The sequence below is a fragment of the Glutamicibacter sp. AOP12-B1-11 genome (assembly GCF_052379245.1).
Taxonomy (GTDB): domain Bacteria; phylum Actinomycetota; class Actinomycetes; order Actinomycetales; family Micrococcaceae; genus Glutamicibacter.
In genome coordinates this window covers 92,199-113,374 of sequence record NZ_JBQSYL010000013.1, presented here as the reverse complement: position 1 = coordinate 113,374, position 21,176 = coordinate 92,199, and the positions used below count along the sequence as shown (strand labels likewise).

Sequence of the window (21,176 nt, the reverse complement as noted above, 5' to 3'; positions counted from 1 at the left end):
TGGTTGACACACTAATTGGGCAACACTATCGTGGAAAGCGCATTCCCAATTCCTTTCTTAACAATCCCTTGCACGAGGAGCACCCCCATGACAGAACCACGAGTACTTCGCATCGCCATGAGTGGCATCACCGGCCGCATGGGCTATCGGCAGCACCTGCTCCGCTCCATCCTGCCGATCCGTGATCAGGGAGGAATTACCTTGCCCGACGGTTCCAAGGTGACCGTCGAGCCAATTCTCGTTGGCCGCAACGAGGCGAAACTCAAGGAACTGGCCCAGCTCCACAACGTTGAGCACTACTCCACCGACCTCGACTCGCTAATCAACGACGACTCCATCGACATCGTCTTTGACGCCTCGATGACGTCGCTGCGCTACGACACCCTGTCCAAGGCCATCACAGCCGGTAAGCACATCTTCACCGAAAAACCGACCGCCGAAACCCTTACCGAAGCGGTAGACCTGGCGCGCCAAGCCAAGAGCAAGGGCATTACCGCCGGCGTAGTGCACGACAAGTTGTACCTGCCAGGCTTGGTCAAACTGCGCCGGCTTGTCGACGAGGGCTTCTTTGGCCGGATCCTGTCCCTGCGCGGAGAATTCGGTTACTGGGTCTTCGAAGGCGAAATCCAGGAAGCCCAACGTCCGTCATGGAACTACCGGCTGGCCGATGGCGGATCGATGACCACCGACATGTACTGCCACTGGAACTACGTCCTCGAAGGCATCATCGGCAAGGTCAAATCAGTTACCTCCAAAACCGCAACTCACATCCCCACCCGGTGGGATGAAAAGGGTGCGCCCTACGAGGCAACCGCGGACGACGCAGCCTACGGAATCTTTGAACTTGAAACTCCTGCCGGAGATCAAGTTGTTGCCCAGATCAACTCCTCCTGGGCGGTGCGTGTCTATCGCGACGAGCTCGTTGAGTTCCAGATCGACGGAACTCACGGATCCGCGGTGGCAGGTCTGAACAAATGCGTCGCCCAACAGCGAGCCAACACACCCAAGCCGGTCTGGAACCCGGACCTTCCGGTCACCGAATCCTTCCGCGATCAGTGGCTGGAAGTGCCGGCCAACGCGGATCTGGACAACGGGTTCAAATTGCAGTGGGAAGAATTCCTGGCCGATGTCGTGGCCGGGCGCGAACACCGCTACGGCTTGCTGTCGGCCGCTCGTGGCGTGCAGCTTGCCGAGCTGGGCCTGCAGTCCAGCGCCGAACGGCGCACCATCGACATCCCGGAGATCACCCTGTGAGCCAGCAACAAGCACAACCGACAATCATCCTGCCCAACGAGCACGGGGAACCCTACAGCTACACGCTCTCCGGCCCCGGAGATTTTCGCCGCCCCACCGCACCGATCAGCACACGCAAGGTCTACGCTGCGGCCCACGTAATTCCGCTGATGACCGCCGATAACACCCCGGGGGCACCGGCCGCCTTGGACTGGGAAGCAACCTTGGATTACCGCCACGAACTGTGGTCCTACGGTTTAGGCGTCGCCGATGCCATGGACACCGCTCAACGTGGCATGGGCCTGGACTACGCGGCGACCAGGGAACTCATTCAACGTTCCGCCGCCGAAGCGGCAAGGGTAGTTGCCAGCAATAGCTATCCGGCGCTGACCGGGCGTAGCGTGCGAGACCTGCTGGCCTGCGGAGTCGGCACCGACCAGCTGGATCCGCTCAGCGTGCAGGCCGGCGACTTGGCCCGGGTCACAGACTCCTATTTGGAGATGCTGGGACTCGTCGAAGAGTCCGGGGCGAAGGTCATTTTGATGTGTTCGCGGGCGCTGGTCCGCGCCGCCGAATCGTCCGAAGACTACCTGAACGTCTACGGCACCCTGCTGGAAGCCGCCACCAAACCGGTGATTCTGCATTGGCTCGGGGAAATGTTTGATCCCGCGCTGGCTGGCTACTGGGGGGACACCGATATCGAGACGGCAACCGCCACCTTCGCCAGCCTGGTGGAGAACCATGCGGCCAAGATCGATGGCGTCAAGGTTTCGCTTTTGGATGCCGAGCATGAAAAGTATTTGCGCGCACGGCTGCCACAGGGTGTCCGGCTCTACACCGGTGACGACTTCAACTACCCGGAACTTATCCAAGGCGACGGCACCAGGCACTCCGATGCCCTGCTAGGCATCTTCGCTGCAATCTATCCGGCGGCCTCGACCGCGCTTCAGGCCTTCGACGCGGGAGATGGACAGCGGGCACGCACCATCCTGGATTCCACTCGGGATCTGGGACTGCATATTTTCTCCGCACCGACGTTCTACTACAAGACCGGAATCGCCTTCCTTTCCTGGCTCAACGGGCACCAAGCCGGTTTCCAAATGGTCGGCGGACTGCATGCCGGCCGCTCAATTCTGCATCTGGTGCGCACGTTTGTCCTGGCCGATCAGGCCGGTCTGTTGCTGAATCCCGAGCTAGCCGCTGAACGCCTGAAACAGCTATTGGAAATTAATGGCGTGTTCTCCCCCGTCCCAACTCTGACTGGAGTCGCATGAGCTTCGAACTGGCACTGAACACCGGCACTACACCTCGGCTGAATCTGCGCGAAGCAGTGCAGGCAGCGGCCGAGGCGGGCCTGAGCCATATTGGTCCCTGGCGCCACCTCATTAGCGACGTGGGCGGGGCAGGACCGGCGGCGAAGATCATCGCCGGCGCCGGGTTGAAGGCAAGCACGCTGTGCCGCGGCGGTTTCCTGACCAGCAATTCGGCTGCGGGGCGAAGCGAAGCGTTGGAATCGAACCGCGAAGCGATCCGCGAGGCTGCCATCATCGGCGCCAACGAGCTGATCATGGTTGTGGGCGGGCTTCCCGCCGCCGCGCATATCCTCGGTGGCCAGGGGGACGGGGCCGACAAAAACATTGTTGCGGCCCGCGACCGCGTCGCCAAGGCCCTGGGGGAATTGGTTCCCTACGCCGCCGAACATGGCGTGCGGCTGGTTCTCGAGGCCCTGCACCCCATGTACGTGGCCGACCGCGCGGTGCTCTCCACCTTGGGCCAGGCCCTGGACTTGGCCACTCCCTACCCGACTTCGGCCGTGGGTGTCGTGGTGGATACCTTCCACGTATTCTGGGATCCCCAGCTTCAAGCTCAAATTCAGCGGGCCGGTCACGAGGGTCGACTGGCAAGCTACCAGATCTGCGACTTCAACCTCCCGATCGCCCGCGATGCCCTGCAGTCACGGGGCATGATGGGCGATGGATACATTGAGTTCGCTTCCATTTCCCGCTGGGTCGCCCAAGCCGGATACCGCGGTCCCGTTGAGGTGGAGATCTTCAACGAAGAAGTTAATAATCAAGCCGCGGAGCTGACCATTCGCACCATGAAAGAGCGTTACGAGCAGCTAGTGCTCCCGCACCTCAATGAAGCTTCAGGGGTGCTGGAGGCGAGCACCGCCAACTAGCTCGTATCCTTATTTCACTTAGTCAACGACGTTAACCAAGGACGGGTATGACCGACTTATCGCAGCAAGGTGCCACGACAACGGATGCGCCGGATCACAGAGTACCGGGGATCGCGCTAATTGGGCTGAACGGGTTCGGACGCCAGCACCTGCTGAACATCCACCGCCTCGTTGCGCTGGGTAAAGCCAATTTTGTGGCCGGTGCCGGCCCCGACGATCCGGGGCCGGACATCCGCGGCGAAGATACCCCCATATTCGCCTCCCTTGATGCGTTGATCGACTCCGATATCAGCCCGGATATCATCATTGTTTCGACGCCAATCAACACCCACCACGAACTGGCGCTCAAGGCACTTATGACCGGCGCCGATCTGTACCTGGAGAAGCCTCCTACGGCTACCTTCGCGCAATACCAGGAACTGCTTTCTGCTGCCCGGGAGGCCGGAGGCCGGGTGCAGGTCGGTTTTCAGGCAGTTGGCTCCTTGGCTTTAGCGGCTCTCGAGGAGTTTTTTGTTGATGATGCGCGTGATTCACCCATCGGCGAGTTGCGCGCCGTCGGTGCCTCCGGTACCTGGCTGCGCACTCAGGGGTATTATGATCGGGCGCCTTGGGCCGGCCACCGAGTCCTGGATGGCATCCACATTGCCGACGGGGTCATCACCAATCCGCTGGCCCACGCGGTGATGAGTGCCCTGCACATTGCCGGGGCACGCCGAGCCGAGGATGTCGCCGCACTTTCCACCGAGCTTTACCACGCCCATGATATCGAAGCCGATGACACCTCGGTGCTCTGCCTGCGCACGGTGAAGGGGATCCCGGTGACTGCCGCGTTAACCGTGTGCGCGGCCGAGCAACGCGACCCGTGGGTCACCGTCTACGGGACCGAAGGTCAAGCAACCCTGTACTACACACGAGACGAGCTGGTGGTTCGCCCCAACCCGGATCTCGGCGGTGAAGAATATATCCGCAGCTTCGGTCGAGTTAACCTGCTCGAAAATCTTGTGGATGTGCGAAGCGGCGCAGCGCCAAAACTGCTGTGCCCCTTGGAAAATGCCGGAGCGTTCATGAAAGTCCTCGAACAGGTGCGGACCTCACCCGATCCGCAAGCGATCTGCCGCAGCGAGGTTTATGGCGTAGGCGAAGATGGAGAATATCATCCGGTGGTTCCAGACATCGAAAGGTTCATTGACCGCGCGGTGGCCGCGCAAACTGCGTTCTCTTCCCTAGGAGCCCCGTGGGCCAAGCCGGCACCCACTAGCGGAACTCTCCAGATCGCCCATCCGATCAGTGGCGATCCCGTGGAGGTTGCGCGGCTACGCACCGGAACGGACATTGCCCCGACAAACTCACCACGCCCATTCCTTGATCAGCTGCGCACGCTCGACGGTGTCACCGTCAGTGACCAGCAACCCCTGGACCACACCTGGCATCTCGGTCTGGGAGTCGCGCTGCAGGATGTAAATGGAACCAATTTCTGGGGCGGACGAACCTACACGCGCTCAGCTGGGCGTTATCTCTGGAAAGCTGACCATGGGCACATTCGCGCCGTCTGCGAGGAATTCAACGAATCCAATTCCGCTGTCACTTCGCATCTTGAATGGGTTGACCACCATGGACAAGTGCTCCTTGATGAATACCGTACCGTTCGAGCGGAGGCTTTTGAACGGTTGCAAATCCGAGGCTGGTCATTGGACTTTGAGTTTGCCCTGCAAGCGCGCGACCAGCAGGTATCGCTGGGGTCTCCTGGTTCCAACGGGCGGGACCAGGGCGGCTATGGCGGATTCTTCTGGCGCCTGCCGGCCGTGCATCGGGGCGAAATCTATACAGCAAATGCCTCCGGTGAATCGGCCGTGCATGGCTCCACCAGTGATTGGCTGGCATTTAGCGCAGTTTTTTCCGCCGATTCGGTGGGATTGAATTCCCGCGACCTGGGCCATGGGGCCGCAACGCTCATCTTCTGTTCCACAGCGCATGACCCATGGTTTGTTCGGTACTCGGGATATCCCGGCATCGGCGCATCGCTGGCGTGGGATAGCCCGGTGATTCTGGAGCCAAGCGCCTTGGCCAGCCGCAAGGTTCGGATTCTGGTCGTTGACGGAGCACTCTCCAAGCAGCAAAGTGCCCAGCTGGCCGAAACGTTCAATCAAGAATAACTTCCTACTCCATCTCGGCAGGAGAAGTATGCCCCTCAATGAATATAACCTCAAGCATGCCCAGCTGGTGGATCTGCTCGACGAGCTGGGCGCGGACGCTATCTTGCTGTCCACCGCGGGGTCGCTGTCGTGGTACCTAGCCGGCGCTCGAACCCATGTTTCGCTGGCGAGTCCTCCGGCACTGCGTGTGTTGGTGCACCGCGAAGGTTGTGAGATCGCCACGCCGCTGAGCGAAGCGGACCGCTTGCTTGCCGAAGAACTGCGCAAAGTCCCCGAGGCCCGGTTGCACATTCTGGACTGGTACGAGTCACTCGACGACTATGCGGCATGGTGCCCAGAGGTGCGTGGACTGGAGGTCTTGTCCGAGGCCCGAGTGGAGGTGCAGCTGCGAGGCTTGCGTACCGTTCTATGCGACGCCGAGGTCAGCAGGTACCGAGGTCTCTGTGTGGCTGTCGCCGGGATTTTCACGCAAGTGCTCGGTGAGGCGAGCCCCGAAGACTCCGAACGGGATATTGCTGCCAGGCTCAGTGCCGCAGCAATCAGCCTCGGCGGCGAAGTGCTGGTGGCATTGGTCTGCGGGGATTCTCGCTCGGCATTCCGCCACCCCCTGCCCACAAAGGCCCTGCTTGGGCGCAAAGCCATGGCGGTACTCTGCGTTCGCCGCGGTGGATTGATCGCCAATGTCACCCGGTGGGTCCGTTTTGGCGACCCGTTGCCCGGAGAGCTGGAAGCAGAGCACGCGATTCTTCAGGTGGAGCACGAGATTTTCAGATCCTTGCAACCGGGCACCGAACTAAGATCGATGCTCCCCGTCGTTCAGGCCGCGTATCCTCTGCATGGGTTCGATCCCCAAGAATGGCAGAACCATCATCAAGGTGGGATTGCCGGTTACAACGGCAGAGATCCTCGCCTGACCCCAGATGCTACCGACCTCATCCGCGCGAATCAGGCTTTCGCGTGGAATCCCAGTGCGGTACAGGACGCCATGACCTTTAAAGTTGAGGATACCGTCCTGCTCATCGAGCATGGCGGTAAGCCAACCGTGGAAGTACTCAGCGTCGATCCCCGGTGGCCGGTGATTCGGGTAGGCAATTTGGATCGCCCCGCAGTGTTGGCGCGCTGAAACCGCAGAGCGAGAGGTGGGCTCCCGCAGGACCGGTTAGACCAGTTGTTTCAATTCGGTTCTCCAGCTGCGCTTTGGCTCCCAGCCGATGACGCTTCGAGCCTTCTCGATACTGAAAGCCGGAGAATCCCCGGTCAGGTTGGCCGCCAGCTCCGCCAGCTCTGGATAGATTTCCGGGATGAGCTCCGACAATGGGGAGGTAGCCATGGCGTCCTTGGCCCCCACAAAGAAGACCGAACCATTCTCCACTCGGTCAAAGCGTTCCAGCAGCAAGAGCAGAAAATCCGTGACATCCCGGGCGTCCACGTAGTTGAACAACGCCGGAGCCGAAAGTTTAGGATCGGCCAAGCGTTCGGCCACGGTGTGCCCCTGCTGCGTTATGGCACCAGCCCATTCCTCTTCGGCAATGACATAGCAAGGCCGGAAGGAGGCGAACTTGACCGTGCTTGCTGGGCCCATCTTTGCGGCGAACATTGCCCCGATCTGTTCGGCAACGTATTTGGAAAGGCCGTACGCGTGCCACGGGCGCGGGGTTTCGGTCTCGTCCAGCGGCAGCTTGCCAGGCTTCCAGCCGCCCGGGGATCCGTAGCCCATGATCGATGGGCTGGAAGCCAGGACCACGCGGGTTGCCCCGGATTCCACGGCGGCTGAGGTGACGTTGTGAGCGATCGTTGCGTTGGTGCGCAGCAGCACTTCCTCCGGCGCCATAAAGGGCACCGCCATGGCCGCTAGGGAGACTACCGCCTGCGGGGTGGCTTCCTTGAACAATGCACAAGTGGCTGCGGCATCCAAGAGGTCCACGCTTCGGTAGTCGACATCGTCCAGAGGATCCTCGGGAAGGGTTCGGTCCAAGGACACAACATGGTGCCCCGCATGGGCAAATCCGGCTACGACAGCACGACCTAGACGGCCTGATCCGCCAGTGATAATAACTTTCTCGTTCATTTTTCCGATTACACCTGAACCCGTTCCACGAGGGATAAGTTAACACCAAGTCCGGCCTGTTCTACGGCTACCGCTTGACCAGATTCCAGGGATTGGTTGCCGCAGATTCCCACGGCGATAGCTCGCGCTCCATCGAGGAATCCGGCCTGCCGTGAATACCTGTCGACTGTGGTGCCGCGGAAGAGCTCCTCCAGCAGCAGTGCATCCCCGCCGCCGTGCGAACCTTCCCCGTTGATGATTTCCAGTTCCTCGGCCGGCCCCCAGTGGCGCTGGAGGACAAGCTTCTCCCCCTTGGAGCGCACCGCGGTATTCTGTCCGTCGTCCGAGAAGGACGGATCCACGGGATTTCCCCCTGCGGCAGGAAGCACCGCTGCTCGCTCGACCACATCCAATTCCAGGCGTCCTGCGGTGCCGTTGACTGCCACCCGGTACCCCTCCCAGGGGCTGTGCGCATTCAGAGAGTAGGACAGCACCGGGCCGCCTTCGTACTCCACCGTCAACGCCAGATTATCCTCAATCCCGATCTCGCCTGCGAATACTCCTTGGTCGCGGCGGTATCCGTCATGATGTTCGCTATCCAAGTACAGCTTCTCCAGGCGAAGGTCGCTGCGTAGATCCAGGTCGAAGGGATCTGCCTCGCTGTGTTCGTGGGTTCCACGTTCACTGGCCTGCTGCCCGCGCCGTGCGGCATTATCCGGGCCGTAGAATTTCAACCCTCCGGCCGCAAAGACCCGTTGCGGGGTATCGGACAACCACCAGTTCACAAGGTCGAAATGGTGACTTGATTTATGCACCAGCAGACCGCCGGAGTTCTCCTTGATCCGGTGCCAGCGGCGGAAATAGTCGGCACCATGCACGGTGTCGAGCACCCAACTGAAGTCGATGGAGGTTACCTCGCCGATTAATCCGTCATCGATGGCCTTCTTCAACGCGGTATTGCGCGGTGAGTAGCGGTAGTTGAAGGTGACGATGACTTCTCGGCCGGTTTCCGCAACCGCCGCCGCGATACGCGTGGTGCTTGCAGCGTCGATGGTCAGCGGCTTTTCAACAATCACATCAGCACCGGCACGGAGCGCGGCGCAAACGAGGTCTGCGTGGGTGTAGTCCGGACTGGTGATGATCACCCGGTTAATCTCGTGCTCGGCAACATAGTCGGCCAGTTGCGCCGGATCAAAGGCATCCAGGCGCTGCCCGAACGTCTGTTCCACAACGTCTTGGTAGTACTCGATCCGCCCGGGGTTTGGATCGGATAGTGCCACGAGCTCGGCGACGTCGCTGTGCTCGCCCAGGATCGCGGTGAGGTACATTTCGCAACGGTTTCCGGTGCCGATTAGTACGTACCGGGTACGGTTAGGTGCAGTCATCTGGGTGGGTCCTTAAGAAATCGTTGACCAGCGGATGGGCTCGAACGTTTCAGCCGAGCCCATCCCTTGTGGTTATTTGATGCCGGTAGTGGCGATGCCCTTGATCAGGAACTTCTGGCCGAAGAGGAAGGCCAAGAAAACGGGTACGAGAGTAATGATCGACATTGCGAACAACGCTCCCCAGTTCGATTCGCCGGTCGAGTCGATGAAGGCATTCAACGCCACCTGAACCGTGTAGTTACTTGGATTTGTCAGGTAGATCAGCGAGGTGAAGAAGTCGCTCCAGGTCCAGATGAAGGTGAAGATCGCGGTGGTAGCCAATGCCGGCACCATCAATGGCAAGATCACCTGCAAGAAGATGCGTGGGTGGCCCGCGCCATCGATGCGCGCGGCTTCATCCATGTCCTTGGGAATGCCACGGATGAACTGAATCATCAGGAAGATGAAAAATGCGTCAGTGGCTAGTAGTTTCGGAACGATGATAGGCCAGAAGGTGTTGACCCAACCGATCTGCGAGAACATGATGTACTGCGGAACGATGATGACGTGAATGGGAAGCATGATGGTCATCAGCATGAGCACGAACATGATCTTCTTGAACTTAAACTCCAGGCGGGCGAAGGCATAGGCCGCCATCGAACAAGAAACCAGATTTCCTAGGATGCAACCGAGCACGACGATGGCCGAGTTCATCAGGTATTTGCTGAATGGTTCCGACAGTGCGCTCCAACCGTTGGGATAGTTCTCCCATTCCACGCTCGAGATCACCAGACCGGCTTCGCGGAAGATCAGATCGTTTGGCCTGAAGGAACTGGCAATCATCCAGAGCAGCGGGTAGATCATGATCAGCGCGGCCAGAATCAAAATGGTGTGCTTGATGATCGCACGTGCGCGGGTTCGTGCGCTGGGGCGGTGGCCCTTGACTTTTTTCCCCTTGGAATCGGTTCCGCCCACGGGGGGCCGACCCCCGAACAGCGCTTCTTCGTCAAGTGCCGTCAATTTATTCGCGTCTAGTTCCTCGCGCGAAGTTGAAGTCTGATTAGTCATCGTAGAACACCCAATACTTAGAAACGAAGAAGTTCAGTGCTGTGAAACCACCGACGATCAGGACCAATAGCCAAGCCATCGCCGAGGCGTAGCCCATGTCAAACTGCTTGAAGCCCTGCTGGTAGAGGTACAAGGTAAAGAACATTGTTGAATCCGCCGGTCCGCCAGAACCATTGGAGACGATGAATGCCTGAGTGAAGTTCTGGAAGGCTCCAATCACCTGCAGTACGAGGTTGAAGAAAATGATCGGGCTCAGCATCGGAAGAGTGATGCTGACAAATTGGCGCCATTTGGTGGCCCCGTCGATCGAAGCGGCTTCGTAGTACATCGCAGGGATCTGGCGCAGACCCGCCAGGAAGATCACCATCGGCGAGCCGAAGGTCCACACGTTGAGCAGAATGAGGCTGCTCAGTGACGTGCTCGGATCGGAGATCCAGCCCATGCCTTCGATGCCCACGAGTCCCAGGAGCTGGTTAACCAGCCCGGTAGTTCCAAAGATCTGCTTCCATAGCACCGCGATGGCTACGGATGAGCCGAGCATCGAGGGCAGGTAGAAGATCGAGCGGTAGAAGGACAACCCGCGCATTCCGCGATCCAACAGCATGGCGACGCCGAGCGCGACGCCGAGCTGGAGCGGAACGCCGACCAGTACATAGGTAAACGTCACGCGCAGCGAATTGTGCAGCCGCTCGTCGCTGAACATCCGTTCGATGTTGTCCATGCCGACGAATTCCGGGGCCTGCAAGAGGTTGTAGTCCGTAAATGACAAGTACAGGGACATTGCCATCGGGCCCAGCGTGATCAGGAACAGCCCGATAGTCCACGGCAGCAAGAAGAGGTGGCCGGCCTTGTTGTCTTTGGCGGGAGCCTTGCGGCCTTTGGTCTTGCTAAGTCTTGATAATTCAGCAATGGCACTCATTGACCAACGCCCTCGTTCGAAGGGGTGCGTTGGGACCCCTGGCGAGTGTGGACCAACATGGCTGACTCCTCGGTTTGATGCTTCCTAGAGAAGCTGAATAACTAATAGTTAGGAATGCGCTTTCCAAAGCGTATTCCCCCACGCTAAACTAAAAACCAACGTGAGGTCAACCACATTGAGCGCAGCAATTCAGTGAACGGTTCCACAATTCACCAAAGGCTCATGCCCCGCACCTTGCCAAGCCGGAAAATCCCCCAGAGAAAATGAAAGATTGATGCATTGACTCAAGTCAACGAGAACTTAATGGATTACATTCAGTCTATTGAACTGCTTCTGATTTCCATGCCTTTCGAGGCCGGGCGCCAAGAACTCGAAGATTCCGATGTGGAATCAATCGATACGTTCAATGCATCGTCGCGAAATTTCACACACATGGAATCCCTGATGGTCAAGGTCAGTACCAAAAACGGGCTTACCGGATGGGGTGAAGCCTTTGGCCACAAATCGAACCCCGCCACATGGGCGGCGCTGCAAGAGATCGTCGGCCCATTTTTTATCGGCAGAGAAACCGGGATCGCCAATTCCATACCCGCGGCCGAGTATGCATTTCATGCCTTTGGGCGGACCGGACCGGTGCATTACGCGCTCTCGGCTATGGACATCGCGTTGTGGGACCTCGAGGCACAACAAGCCGGAGCGACCTTGCGTGAGTACATTGAGCCCGGCTCGCGAGACCAGATCCGCGCCTACGCCTCCCTGGTGCATTACGCCGAAGATCCGGATGAAGTTTCATCCCACGTAAAGCAGGCGCAAAGCCTGGGATTTACGGCCTTCAAACTGCATGAATCCAGCCGCGAGGCCATCGCAGCAGCCCGCCAGAGCATTGGCAGCTCGGCGCTCATGGTCGACGTCAACTGCGCTTGGGATCAGGACGGTGCCGCGCAGGCCATCGCACAGTTTGAAGCACTCGATCTGCTCTGGGTTGAGGAACCCGTCTTTCCTCCCGATTCCACGACGGCGCTTCGTGAGCTCAACGCCCGTTTCGCGAACATTTCCGCCGGGGAGAACCACTCGGGAGTTGCCGGGCTCATCTCAGCCATGGAGTCCAGTGCGCTCAGCTTTGCGCAACCGAGCGTCGGCAAAATCGGTGGCATCTCGGGAATGCTTGAGATCCGCCAGGCGGGCAAGCGGCTCGGCGTTCCGGTGGTGCCGCACAACTTCTATTACGGGCCTGCGCTACTTGCGAGCGCTCAAATTCTGGCGCTCGATCCACCCCAGGTTCTCACCAACGGGACCCCGCTTCCAGAGTTGGAGATTCCGTTTGTGAGATGGGCGCATACCTTGCACCCGCTGCACGCTCCGCATCAATCAGCCATGAATGGGGACGGAGCGATCCAGCTGCCGCACGCCCCCGGCCTGGGCTTCGAACCAGATGCGCAGGTTCTGGAGAAGTATCTGGTCAAACGCGTGTTGCTGAACTAACCGAGCACTTTGACCAGCAGTTCGGCCTCGTCGCTAATAATTGCATCCACGTTCTTCTCGATCAGCATTCGCATGCTCGGCTCATCATTGATGACCCACACATGAACCTGCACCCGCGCGCCGTGGACCGCACGGATAAAACGCGAGGTAACCACCGGCAGAAATCCTTGTTTGAGGGGCACCTGCACGGCCCAGAAGTCCTTAATCAGCCGTTTAGGCACGCGGCCCAGAACCATGGCGCACAACCAGATCAACGCCGTCTCACGAATACCGGGGGAACGTTTCATTTCCGTAGCAATGAGATGCTGCACCGCGGCACTGCGCGAGCTATCAAATGAGGCCAAGGCGATCTGCCGGTGGCAGCCCAGCTCTTCGATCAAAAGGGCAAGCGGCGCGATCACCGCCTCGTCCTTGACGTCGATATTCACCAACGCATCGGGAAAATTGCGCAATAATTCGGCGAGCGTGCACAACGGCTGCCCGCCTGCACGCACCGAAGCAAGTTCTTCGTCGGTGCGCTCGCCCAGCGGCCCGGTCGCATCCGTCACCCGGTCCAGGTTCTGGTCGTGGAAGGCGTAAACGGTGCCGTCCTTGGAGGCTCGCACATCCGTTTCCAAGTGCGTAATGCCCAGGTCCCACGCGCGCTGGAAGGCGATCAGCGTATTCTCTTCGCCGTCTCGCCGGACGCCGCGGTGCGTGAAAGCGTAGGTCATTTCAGCAGATCCTCGATGACCTGCGCGACTCCGTCTGCCTCGAGGGTGTCCGCGGTGTGCTGCGCGGTGGCCAAGGCCAGCGGGTGGCCCGAGGCCATCGCATAACCGTGGCCTGCGTATTCGAGCATCTCGAGGTCGTTGGGCATATCCCCAAAGGCCATGACTTCATCGGCGGTAATGCCCAGCTCGCGGCAGTACACATCGAGAGTGGTGGCCTTGTGGATGTCGACGTGGGCCATTTCCAGCAGCGAAACATCGAATGCCGAGTGAGTGACCGAAAGAAGCTTTTCCAGTTCCGGGGCGACGGCAGCGTAGAACTCATCGATGGGCAACGTTTTGGAGCGGGCCAAAAACTTCACGATGCCTTCCTGGTCGATGGCTTCCGAGTCTAGATCCAATACCGACTGGCTGCCAAGGGTCCGGTGGCGTTCGGCAAAATTTTCGCCCAGGTGCAATCCGCGAGTGGTCTCGGCCGCAAAGGCGGCGTCCGGTTCATGCTTCAGAATAATTTCGGCCGCCATTCTGGCGGTGGCCGAGCTGAGCGTGCGGGACCAGATCACGCGGTCTTGCTCTAGGTCATAGAGCACGGCCCCATTGGAACAGATCACCGTCCCCATCCCGCCGAAGGCCTCGATGATGGGGGTGAGCCAGCGGAACGGCCGGCCGGTGACGAAGACGATATGAATTCCGGCCTCGCGGGCGTCCAAGAAGGCGCGACGGGTGCGGTCGCTGATGCTGCCATCGCGCGCCACGATGGTCCCGTCGAGATCCGAGGCGATCAGCTTGATCATGAAAGCTCCTCGCGGCTCGGCGGGTTCGCGCCGGCGCGTCCCACGGTGACCGACGCCGCGCGGGCGGCAAAATCCAGGGCCTGGTCGAGCTGATCCACCGCAAGCCGGGCCAGCCTTTCACGGTTCGACGCGCCGATCAGCCCATGTTCGGCCAGCCAGCACAGCAGGGCGGCGGTGAAGGTGTCCCCGGCGCCCACGGTGTCCGTGACCTCGACGGCCTGTGCGGTGTGTTCCGATTCGCCCGCGCGCACCACTCCCCAGGAGCCGCCCGACCCGGCGGTTGCCACGACGATCGCCGGACCCATAGCCAACCAGGCGCGGGCCGACTCGTGCACCGTACGCATCGGGTAGAGCCATTTCAGGTCGATCCCCGAAACCCGAACGACATCCGCCTGGCCCACGAATTGCTCCACCTCGGCAACAGTTTGGGCGTGGTTGGTCACCAGCGAGGGGCGCAGGTTCGGGTCGTAGCTGATGGTGGCGTGGCTCCGGGCGGCTGCCAGCAAGGGGAGCAGCTCGTCGGGGCTGAAGAGCGTGGCAATGGATCCGGTGTGCACCAGCTCGGAGTCCTGGGCCAGTTCGGGGCCGATGGTGGGCATCTGCCAGAAGGCGTTAAATGCGAAGGTCGCGCCGCCGGCGGGGTCCAGGATTCCGTGGGCGATCACCGTCGGCTCGTCGTCCGCGCCACCGAGGTACTTGACCTCGTTCTCCGCCAGGAAGCGTTCGATTTTTGCACCCTTTTCGTCCTGCCCCCAGCGGGTGATCAGGGTGCCCGGGTAGCCTAGGCGGGCCAGTGAGACGGCAACGTTCAGCGGGCTTCCGCCCACAAATTCTTGCGCCGGGGCAATTCCGGAGGCCAATACGTCGACCAGCGCCTCGCCTATGACCGTCGGGTTCATCATGCTCCTTTGTAGTGCAGCGGGTACAGCGCCTTGACGCACGCCTCCCACTGATGGCTGGACGGATCGATCCAAGTGAAATGGTCGCCGTCGAAAATCCGCAAGGAGTGTTGTTGGCCGAGTGCCGCCGCATGATCGGCCGCGCGCCGGGCAATTTTCACCGGGACATCCGCATCGGCCCGTCCATGAAAGATTACGACACGCGCCCCCGTCGGCCATAATTCCACGGGGTTCAGCGTGGACAGATCACAGTCGCCGAGCATTTCGTTGACCGCGTCGTTGCTCAGCCGCAGCGTCCGGGCAAGCTGCAGATCGAGCAGGCCGGCCTGCGAAATCACCTGGCTGACCCGCTCCTCATGGGCGGCGAGCAGGCAGGCGAGGTGCCCGCCGGCGGAATGCCCGATCAGGGTGATCGGGCCTTCCTCCTTGATCAATGCCAGCGCAAGCCGGGCATCGGCCAGCATTTTTGCCGCGCTGCCCGGCCCGCGCCGGTATTCGAGGTTGTAGGTGGGGAAACCGCGTGCTGCCAGATCCAAGGCCAGCGGTTCACCGAGCTGCGCGGTGTACTTTTCGCGCCAATATCCGCCGTGGATGATCATCACCGCACCGAGCGCGGTGGCCTCCTGCGGCGCGTAGAAGCGCAGCCATTGGTCCTGATGCGCCCCGTAGTGCATGGCTAGTTTCCGGGGAAGTTCGCGGCGCGTTTCTCAACGAAGGCCGCCCGGCCCTCTACGGAATCGGCGGTGTTAAAGGCCTCGTGGAAGCTCTGTGCCTCCAGCTCGAGAGCGTCATGGACGTTGACCGAGTCCATTTTGACCATGGCGCGCTTGGCGTTCGCCACGGCGGTCGGGGAAACCTTGGCCATCTCTTCGATGGTCGCGACGGCTTCGGTCAGCAGTTCTTCCGGGGCTACCAGGCGGTTAGCCAGGCCGATGCGCAGTGCCTCATCGGCCTTGATCCGGCGGCCGGTGAAGATCAATTCGCGGGCCATCGCATTGCCCACGCGGCGTGGCAGGCGTACCGATCCACCGAAGCCGGGCACCAGGCCGAGGGTGACCTCCGGCTGTCCGAAACTTGCCTTCTGCGAGGCGTAGATGAAGTCGCAGGCCAAGGCCAGTTCGCACCCGCCACCCAGGGCGAATCCGTTGACCGCGGCGATCACCGGCAACTGCAGCGACTCGAGCCGCTCGGTGACCTGGTGCATGCGTCGGCCATAGGCCTCGGCCGCAGTCGCGTCCATCGTATTCATCTGCACGATATTTGCCCCGGCCACAAAGGCTTTCTCTCCCGCGCCGGTGATGACCACTCCGCGGTGCTTGAACCCGCTGGCTTCAAGGTAGTCGACGGCCCGCTCGAGGTCTGCAACGACCTCCAGGGCCAGTGCGTTCATCGAGGCAGGCCGGTTGATGGTGATAATCAGGGCGCTGCCCTGGGTGCTCAGACTGAGGGTATCGAGTTGCTCCATATGGCCTACTCTCTCATGTCTCTAGCGTGGCTGACTAGGTTATTATCGGCGCTTGCGGGACTTAGCACCGCCCGAGCGCGCTTTGGCCTTAGTTTGTTTTTCCTGCTTTGCGCGCAGCTTCGCCTTTTCCTTGGCCACCGCACGCAGCTTGTCATTAACCGCTTTGGCTTCTTGCTGGGTGCTGCGCACCGAGGCCTGGCGGGAGGAGTTTGCGCTGCGTCCGCGGACGATGCCGATGAATTCGTCGACCAGTTCGGTGTCGGCCAGTCCGGTGGGCCAGGCGATCCCGATTTGCGTTCTCGCTCCGCCCTCGATGAGGCGATAGACCACGTCTTTGCGCTGGTACAGCCGGGCGATGCTCTGCGGAACGCGCAGCACCTGCGCGCCGGAGGCGACAACTTCCATCGCGATCGGGATCCCGCCGGCTTCTTCCGGGTACTCGGACAGGTCAAGCTGCGGGAATTTCGACACTTCCTGCTCGTCGATGGTTTCCTCGTGGTACTCGACGTCGTGGTCTTTGGCCGCGCAGACGACCTCGAGCTCTTCGTAGAGCGGAATGAGATGCCGCGTGGCGTCCTTCGGCGAATCCCCGACGTAGCGCACGAAGACGGCATCGGCCTGATCGGTTGCCAGCAGGCCGAGGATGTCCTCGCCGTCATAACGCGAAGCCTGGAATTCGACCTGCGGGTAGCGTTCGGTGAAGCGATCCATCCACTTGCCCGGGGTGACGCCTGCTACGTAGGAAACTCGAAGTTTTTGCACGGTTAAAGCCTACTGGTCTTTTGCTGGGGTGCGGTGCGGTTAAAGCACTGCGGCGGGCCGGGAAAGATCCGTGCCCGCCGCAGTTCAAGCTTCGCTTACTTGTCGGTCTTGACCACAAGCACGTCGCATGGTGCCGAGTGGGCTACCGAGGAGGCGACCGAGCCGAGCACGCGGCCCAGACCCTTCATGCCCACGTTGCCGACGACGATCATCGATGCGCCGCGGTCGGTTGCATCGGCGATCAGGACGTCGCCTGGCTTGCCGTGGCCGGCAGCGGCGCTGATCTTCACGCCTGGCACCGCGTTGCGCACGTCATTTGCCACACGCTGGGCCAGCTTGCGAGCCTGCTCGGCGTCGTCGAGGATCCAGGTGTCGCTGCCGATGGAGACGACCTCGGTGTTGTCCGAGGCGTGAGCGGTGAGCACCACCAGATCGGCGTCGAGCTTCACGGCAAGTTCGGCGGCCCGGCGAGCTGCACGCTGAGCGGTTTCGGAACCGTCAACACCTACGAGGATGGTTTCAGACATTATTTCTCCTTGAGTTTTGGATTGCTTCGGAAGTATTCGAGGCATACACCAACTGTGATGCCTACCACTTTATGTGCTTAGTTGGCTTTTTGTCGCAAAAAGTCCACGGCGCGCTGCCAGGCGAGGTCCGCGAGCTGGGCGTCGTAATTGCCCGCCGGGTTCTCGTCGTTGTGGAATGCGTGCTTGGCGTCGTAGTAGAAGTACTGCACCTCGGCACCGGATTCACGGCGGATCCGTTCCTCCTGGGCCTTGGCCTCGGCGGCCGGATAGGAGTCGTCGAAGTTCGCGTAGTGACCCTGGATTGCCGCGCGCACGCCGCTGAATTCATTGGGCACACCCTGGCCGACACCGTAGAACGGAACCGCAGCGCCGATCTTTTCGCCCTGCTGAGCGGCCAGCTGCAAGACGAAACCGCCACCCATGCAGAATCCAATGGCTCCCAGCTTGCCGCTGGTGACATGGTCGCTGGCGAGCAGGTAGTCCACCGCACCAGAGAGGAGCTCTGCGCCCTTTTCCTCGGGCAGTTCGGACATCATCCTGCCGGCCTCGTCGCCATCATGGGTGATCGAGCCGCCGTAGAGATCCGGAGCCAAGGCGACAAAGCCCTGGTCGGCGAGCCGGTCTGCGATATCGCGAATATGGTCGGTGAGCCCCCACCATTCATGGATCACGATGACGCCGGGGCCTTTACCGGACTCGGGAAGCGCAAGATAGCCGTGCGCCTGCGTTCCGGACGATTCGAAGGTTACGTTCTGGTGCGGGGTTTTGACTGCCACTTCGCCTCCTGAGCTGTATTTATCTCCAGTCTATGCATGGCGGTGCGCTTTGGCATTGACTGTCATCACAATTAGCTGGATTTTGCCGAAACTACGCTGTTAGCTCGACCTCACCGATTCGCTCCAGGGCGTCGACAACTAGATCCCAGAAGCGTTCGTGATCCAGATCCACGGCCACCGAGGTATGGCAGTCGGCCGAGGCCGGGGCACGGAAGTCAGCTACCGTCATCCCCAGGGTCAGTTCGCCGCGCAGTTCAACGCTGACCGGCGCGCGCAGGGTACGCACCACGGTTGGATCGATCACATATGCCACGGCGCAGGGATCATGCACCGGCGGGGCGTCGAAACCCTGGTGGTCATGATAGGCCTGAGCGAAGAAGTCCATGAGCTCGCGCACGAACTTCGCCGGGCCGGTGCCGATTTGCTCGATGCGCCGCACGACGTCCTTGGTGGCCAGCGCCTGGTGCGTGAGATCCAAGCCCACCATGACCACCGGCCAGTTCTCATTGAAGACGATATGCGCCGCTTCGGGGTCGATCTTGATGTTGAATTCGGCCACGGCGCTCCAGTTTCCGGTGTGGTAGCCGCCGCCCATCAGCACGACCTCGCGCACGCGCTCGACGATGCGTGGCTCGCGGCGCACCGCCAACGCGATATTCGTCAACGCTCCGGTAGGTACCAGCGTGATCTCGCCCGGTTCGTGCGACATGATCGTCTCGATGATCAGGTCCACCGCATGGCGCTCGTCCAATTCGATGCGCGGCTTAGGCTGGGCCGGGCCGTCCATCCCGGAGTCACCATGCACCTGGGGAGCGGTTTCGATATTGCGCACCAGCGGGCGCGCGCACCCGGCAGCGAATGGCACCCCGGTGATCCCGGCGATGGTGCCCACCGCCAGTGCGTTGTCGGTGACTTTATCCAGCGTCTGATTGCCGACGACGGTAGTTACCGCAAGCAGCTCGATCTGCGGATTTCCGTGAGCCAACAGGATGGCGACCGCGTCGTCGTGCCCTGGGTCGCAGTCAAGGATGATCTTACGTGGTGTGCTCATTTGCGCCCTTGATCCGCCCGATAGCCGGCTATCGGGAGTTCGATGTGTGGTTACCCTTGATTCTTCCTCGGATAACGCAAAGCGTCAAGCGCTTAACTCCCGACGTTGCGCACGCTCGACGGCGCACTAGGATGGAGCCATGAACAATGGTGATTCGCCGAAGCAAACCCAGCCAGCGCGCAAGGTCACCGCTGCCATGGTCGCGGCCCATGCTGGAGTTTCCACGGCAACTGTCTCGCTGGTGGCGAACGGCAAGTCCAGCGGCCGAGTCTCCAAAAGAAATGAAGCCCGAGTTCGCGAGTCGATTCGCGAACTCGGATACTACGTAGACAGCATCGGCAGCTCGCTGGCACGCGGGGTCAGCTCGCTGGTCATTCTGGTGGCCCCGGATATTTCAAACCCCTTCTTCGCCAAGCTCATCGCCGGAGTTCGCGGGGTCCTCGGGGAGGACTACCAGCTGCTGCTTTCGGTCACCGACGCCGGCCTATCACCGAGCGCCGCCGAAACCCGGCGCCTGCTGGGCTTGCGCCCGGCCGGATTGCTCGTCCATGCACCTACACCTGAATTCCTTGCCGAGCTATCCAGCCCCCTGCCAATGATCGCCCTCGATGCACCGGATGCGCCAGAAAATGTTCCATCGGTAAATTTTGACGTGCTCCAAGGCGCACGGGACGTGGCGGCGCACCTCGCCGCACAGGGTCACCGCAAGGTTGGCTATCTGGACGCAAACACCGGAACCGCCACCCTGCGCATGCGGCGCGAAGCCTTTCTGAGCGCGGCGGCCGAACACGGCATGGAAGTTCCGGCGGACGCAATCAGGTCCTCAACCATTGAAATGGGAGACGCGGCAGCGACCTTCTCCGCGAACTGGAAGCAGTGGAAACACGCGGGCATCACGGCGTTGGCCTGCGCCACAGATACGCACGCCTACGGCGTATTGCATGGAGCAAGCGTCGTGGGAGTGCGGATCCCCCAAGAGTTGGCGGTCACCGGCTTCGATGACCTGCCTTTTTCCGCCACCTCAAACCCTTCGCTGACCAGCGTTCGCCTCGACGCCCAAGCCGTAGGCATTGAGGCTGCCCAGGCATTGCGCACCCTGATCGAGGGCAAGGACCTCGAGCGATTCCAATTGCTGCTTTCCAGCGAACTGATGGTTCGCGCCTCGAGCGGTGGGGCCCAATAACTACTCGATGAGCTTTCCGCTCTTGGCAACTTCCGGATCGGTGCAGGAAGACAGGTCAAAGCAGCAGGGGCGCCGTTTGCCGTCGCGCAGCTTGGAAATGCTGACCTCCACCCGCCGCTGACGCGTCGCGGCGTTCTTCGTCGATTTGACCCACCGCGCCCATTCCCATCTGGCCATGGGGGTCAGCCCTTCCCAGGTGTCCTGCAGATCGCTCGCGTCCTCAAGGGCGCCGGCTAGATCTTCCGGGAGGGTTACCTCGGGCCACTGCTCGGCGATCGTCACCTGCAATATGGGTCTCTGCCCGAGTTCAAGACCAAGCTGTTCGGCAGGCAGCCAATGTCCACGCCGCCCATCTGGCTCCACGACGACACTTTGGTTTGAATCCACCAGCCGCACAGCCACCTGGCCGCGACTGGGAAGTTTTTGACTGGATTCTTGATCGAAGCGCAATACCAGTCGATCCTCGACTTGGTGCACAGTTCCGGCTAGTTCGATGCTTTGGTTAGTGCCTGCCATGATGCCCCCACCGTTTCGGTAATCCAATGAATCCGATTCTATGCGATG

General features: G+C 60.8%; 21 protein-coding genes. 7 read left to right on the top strand and 14 right to left on the bottom strand.

The window, feature by feature from the left end; translation table 11 throughout:
* The first annotated feature begins 87 nt into the window (after positions 1 to 87).
* Genes ACT3UQ_RS09900 through ACT3UQ_RS09880 form a run of 5 tightly spaced genes read left to right on the top strand, consistent with a single transcriptional unit; the run spans position 88 to position 6,688 of the window.
* The gene (locus tag ACT3UQ_RS09900; protein WP_444637057.1) at positions 88 to 1,254 is read left to right on the top strand and encodes a Gfo/Idh/MocA family protein; all 1,167 of its coding nucleotides are present in this window, start codon (positions 88 to 90) and stop codon (positions 1,252 to 1,254) included.
* On the top strand, positions 1,251 to 2,507 hold the full coding sequence (locus ACT3UQ_RS09895) for a dihydrodipicolinate synthase family protein (protein WP_374954786.1): 1,257 nt from the start codon (positions 1,251 to 1,253) through the stop codon (positions 2,505 to 2,507). The genes ACT3UQ_RS09900 and ACT3UQ_RS09895 overlap by 4 nt, the downstream gene beginning before the upstream one ends.
* Positions 2,504 to 3,412, top strand: coding sequence for a sugar phosphate isomerase/epimerase family protein (locus ACT3UQ_RS09890; protein WP_105554080.1), 909 nt, complete (start codon positions 2,504 to 2,506; stop codon positions 3,410 to 3,412). The genes ACT3UQ_RS09895 and ACT3UQ_RS09890 overlap by 4 nt, the downstream gene beginning before the upstream one ends.
* Before the next feature lie 47 nt (positions 3,413 to 3,459).
* The gene (locus tag ACT3UQ_RS09885; protein ID WP_444637056.1) at positions 3,460 to 5,565 is read left to right on the top strand and encodes a DUF6807 family protein; all 2,106 of its coding nucleotides are present in this window, start codon (positions 3,460 to 3,462) and stop codon (positions 5,563 to 5,565) included.
* A gap of 28 nt (positions 5,566 to 5,593) precedes the next feature.
* Positions 5,594 to 6,688, top strand: a complete 1,095-nt coding sequence (locus ACT3UQ_RS09880) for a M24 family metallopeptidase (protein WP_105569318.1) — start codon at positions 5,594 to 5,596, stop codon at positions 6,686 to 6,688.
* Between the two features lie 36 nt (positions 6,689 to 6,724).
* Here the strand turns inward: ACT3UQ_RS09880 and ACT3UQ_RS09875 are convergent, their stop codons facing one another.
* From ACT3UQ_RS09875 to ACT3UQ_RS09860, 4 genes are all read right to left on the bottom strand, one after another.
* Positions 6,725 to 7,633, bottom strand: coding sequence for an NAD-dependent epimerase/dehydratase family protein (locus ACT3UQ_RS09875; protein WP_444637055.1), 909 nt, complete (start codon positions 7,631 to 7,633; stop codon positions 6,725 to 6,727).
* An 8-nt stretch (positions 7,634 to 7,641) separates the two neighbouring features.
* Positions 7,642 to 8,997, bottom strand: a complete 1,356-nt coding sequence (locus ACT3UQ_RS09870) for a Gfo/Idh/MocA family protein (RefSeq protein ID WP_444637054.1) — start codon at positions 8,995 to 8,997, stop codon at positions 7,642 to 7,644.
* Positions 8,998 to 9,069: 72 nt separating this feature from the next.
* The gene (locus tag ACT3UQ_RS09865) at positions 9,070 to 10,044 is read right to left on the bottom strand and encodes a carbohydrate ABC transporter permease (protein ID WP_096282944.1); all 975 of its coding nucleotides are present in this window, start codon (positions 10,042 to 10,044) and stop codon (positions 9,070 to 9,072) included.
* A complete protein-coding gene (locus tag ACT3UQ_RS09860) occupies positions 10,037 to 10,963 on the bottom strand; it encodes a carbohydrate ABC transporter permease (protein WP_096282943.1) in 927 nt (308 codons plus the stop codon). The genes ACT3UQ_RS09865 and ACT3UQ_RS09860 overlap by 8 nt, the downstream gene beginning before the upstream one ends.
* A 303-nt stretch (positions 10,964 to 11,266) precedes the next feature.
* Between ACT3UQ_RS09860 and ACT3UQ_RS09855 the strand changes: the two genes are divergently transcribed.
* Complete coding sequence (locus ACT3UQ_RS09855) at positions 11,267 to 12,445, top strand: mandelate racemase/muconate lactonizing enzyme family protein (protein ID WP_444637053.1); 1,179 nt, start codon at positions 11,267 to 11,269, stop codon at positions 12,443 to 12,445.
* Here ACT3UQ_RS09855 and ACT3UQ_RS09850 read toward each other — a convergent pair.
* The 9 genes from ACT3UQ_RS09850 to uriH form a co-directional block, all read right to left on the bottom strand.
* Positions 12,442 to 13,158, bottom strand: a complete 717-nt coding sequence (locus ACT3UQ_RS09850) for a glycerophosphodiester phosphodiesterase family protein (protein WP_096282941.1) — start codon at positions 13,156 to 13,158, stop codon at positions 12,442 to 12,444. The two genes, ACT3UQ_RS09855 and ACT3UQ_RS09850, sit on opposite strands and share 4 nt — an antisense overlap.
* Positions 13,155 to 13,949 carry an HAD family hydrolase gene (locus ACT3UQ_RS09845; protein WP_096282940.1) on the bottom strand — a complete coding sequence of 265 codons (795 nt, stop codon included), beginning with the start codon at positions 13,947 to 13,949 and terminating at the stop codon, positions 13,155 to 13,157. The genes ACT3UQ_RS09850 and ACT3UQ_RS09845 overlap by 4 nt, the downstream gene beginning before the upstream one ends.
* Entirely contained in the window at positions 13,946 to 14,851 is a 906-nt protein-coding gene (locus ACT3UQ_RS09840) for a carbohydrate kinase family protein (RefSeq protein WP_308729561.1), read from the bottom strand. The genes ACT3UQ_RS09845 and ACT3UQ_RS09840 overlap by 4 nt, the downstream gene beginning before the upstream one ends.
* Positions 14,848 to 15,522, bottom strand: a complete 675-nt coding sequence (locus ACT3UQ_RS09835; protein ID WP_096282938.1) for an alpha/beta hydrolase — start codon at positions 15,520 to 15,522, stop codon at positions 14,848 to 14,850. Before ACT3UQ_RS09835 ends, ACT3UQ_RS09840 begins: the two co-directional genes overlap by 4 nt.
* Positions 15,523 to 15,524: 2 nt before the next feature.
* Positions 15,525 to 16,313, bottom strand: coding sequence for an enoyl-CoA hydratase/isomerase family protein (locus ACT3UQ_RS09830; protein WP_096282937.1), 789 nt, complete (start codon positions 16,311 to 16,313; stop codon positions 15,525 to 15,527).
* A gap of 42 nt (positions 16,314 to 16,355) precedes the next feature.
* The gene (locus tag ACT3UQ_RS09825) at positions 16,356 to 17,075 is read right to left on the bottom strand and encodes a LysR family transcriptional regulator substrate-binding protein (RefSeq protein ID WP_444637052.1); all 720 of its coding nucleotides are present in this window, start codon (positions 17,073 to 17,075) and stop codon (positions 16,356 to 16,358) included.
* A 95-nt stretch (positions 17,076 to 17,170) separates the two neighbouring features.
* Positions 17,171 to 17,602 carry a universal stress protein gene (locus tag ACT3UQ_RS09820; RefSeq protein WP_096282935.1) on the bottom strand — a complete coding sequence of 144 codons (432 nt, stop codon included), beginning with the start codon at positions 17,600 to 17,602 and terminating at the stop codon, positions 17,171 to 17,173.
* A 77-nt stretch (positions 17,603 to 17,679) separates the two neighbouring features.
* Positions 17,680 to 18,378, bottom strand: a complete 699-nt coding sequence (locus ACT3UQ_RS09815; RefSeq protein WP_096282934.1) for a dienelactone hydrolase family protein — start codon at positions 18,376 to 18,378, stop codon at positions 17,680 to 17,682.
* A 91-nt stretch (positions 18,379 to 18,469) separates the two neighbouring features.
* Positions 18,470 to 19,429, bottom strand: a complete 960-nt coding sequence (uriH, locus tag ACT3UQ_RS09810; RefSeq protein WP_096282933.1) for a uridine-preferring nucleoside hydrolase UriH — start codon at positions 19,427 to 19,429, stop codon at positions 18,470 to 18,472.
* A gap of 139 nt (positions 19,430 to 19,568) precedes the next feature.
* Between uriH and ACT3UQ_RS09805 the strand changes: the two genes are divergently transcribed.
* Positions 19,569 to 20,612, top strand: coding sequence for a LacI family DNA-binding transcriptional regulator (locus ACT3UQ_RS09805; protein WP_255248297.1), 1,044 nt, complete (start codon positions 19,569 to 19,571; stop codon positions 20,610 to 20,612).
* Here ACT3UQ_RS09805 and ACT3UQ_RS09800 read toward each other — a convergent pair whose 3' ends face one another.
* A complete protein-coding gene (locus ACT3UQ_RS09800) occupies positions 20,613 to 21,128 on the bottom strand; it encodes a YdeI/OmpD-associated family protein (RefSeq protein ID WP_096283002.1) in 516 nt (171 codons plus the stop codon).
* Positions 21,129 to 21,176 lie beyond the last annotated feature (48 nt).

Bases quoted from the DNA above. Each gene is read 5' to 3' on its own strand.
- ACT3UQ_RS09900 (WP_444637057.1), top strand. From the start codon at position 88: ATGACAGAACCACGAGTACTTCGCATCGCCATGAGTGGCATCACCGGC.
- ACT3UQ_RS09890 (WP_105554080.1), top strand. From the start codon at position 2,504: ATGAGCTTCGAACTGGCACTGAACACCGGCACTACACCTCGGCTGAAT.
- ACT3UQ_RS09885 (WP_444637056.1), top strand. From the start codon at position 3,460: ATGACCGACTTATCGCAGCAAGGTGCCACGACAACGGATGCGCCGGAT.
- ACT3UQ_RS09880 (WP_105569318.1), top strand. From the start codon at position 5,594: ATGCCCCTCAATGAATATAACCTCAAGCATGCCCAGCTGGTGGATCTG.
- ACT3UQ_RS09875 (WP_444637055.1), bottom strand. From the start codon at position 7,633: ATGAACGAGAAAGTTATTATCACTGGCGGATCAGGCCGTCTAGGTCGT.
- ACT3UQ_RS09870 (WP_444637054.1), bottom strand. From the start codon at position 8,997: ATGACTGCACCTAACCGTACCCGGTACGTACTAATCGGCACCGGAAAC.
- ACT3UQ_RS09865 (WP_096282944.1), bottom strand. From the start codon at position 10,044: ATGACTAATCAGACTTCAACTTCGCGCGAGGAACTAGACGCGAATAAA.
- ACT3UQ_RS09860 (WP_096282943.1), bottom strand. From the start codon at position 10,963: ATGAGTGCCATTGCTGAATTATCAAGACTTAGCAAGACCAAAGGCCGC.
- ACT3UQ_RS09855 (WP_444637053.1), top strand. From the start codon at position 11,267: ATGGATTACATTCAGTCTATTGAACTGCTTCTGATTTCCATGCCTTTC.
- ACT3UQ_RS09850 (WP_096282941.1), bottom strand. From the start codon at position 13,158: ATGACCTACGCTTTCACGCACCGCGGCGTCCGGCGAGACGGCGAAGAG.
- ACT3UQ_RS09845 (WP_096282940.1), bottom strand. From the start codon at position 13,949: ATGATCAAGCTGATCGCCTCGGATCTCGACGGGACCATCGTGGCGCGC.
- ACT3UQ_RS09840 (WP_308729561.1), bottom strand. From the start codon at position 14,851: ATGATGAACCCGACGGTCATAGGCGAGGCGCTGGTCGACGTATTGGCC.
- ACT3UQ_RS09835 (WP_096282938.1), bottom strand. From the start codon at position 15,522: ATGCACTACGGGGCGCATCAGGACCAATGGCTGCGCTTCTACGCGCCG.
- ACT3UQ_RS09830 (WP_096282937.1), bottom strand. From the start codon at position 16,313: ATGGAGCAACTCGATACCCTCAGTCTGAGCACCCAGGGCAGCGCCCTG.
- ACT3UQ_RS09820 (WP_096282935.1), bottom strand. From the start codon at position 17,602: ATGTCTGAAACCATCCTCGTAGGTGTTGACGGTTCCGAAACCGCTCAG.
- uriH (WP_096282933.1), bottom strand. From the start codon at position 19,429: ATGAGCACACCACGTAAGATCATCCTTGACTGCGACCCAGGGCACGAC.
- ACT3UQ_RS09805 (WP_255248297.1), top strand. From the start codon at position 19,569: ATGAACAATGGTGATTCGCCGAAGCAAACCCAGCCAGCGCGCAAGGTC.
- ACT3UQ_RS09800 (WP_096283002.1), bottom strand. From the start codon at position 21,128: ATGGCAGGCACTAACCAAAGCATCGAACTAGCCGGAACTGTGCACCAA.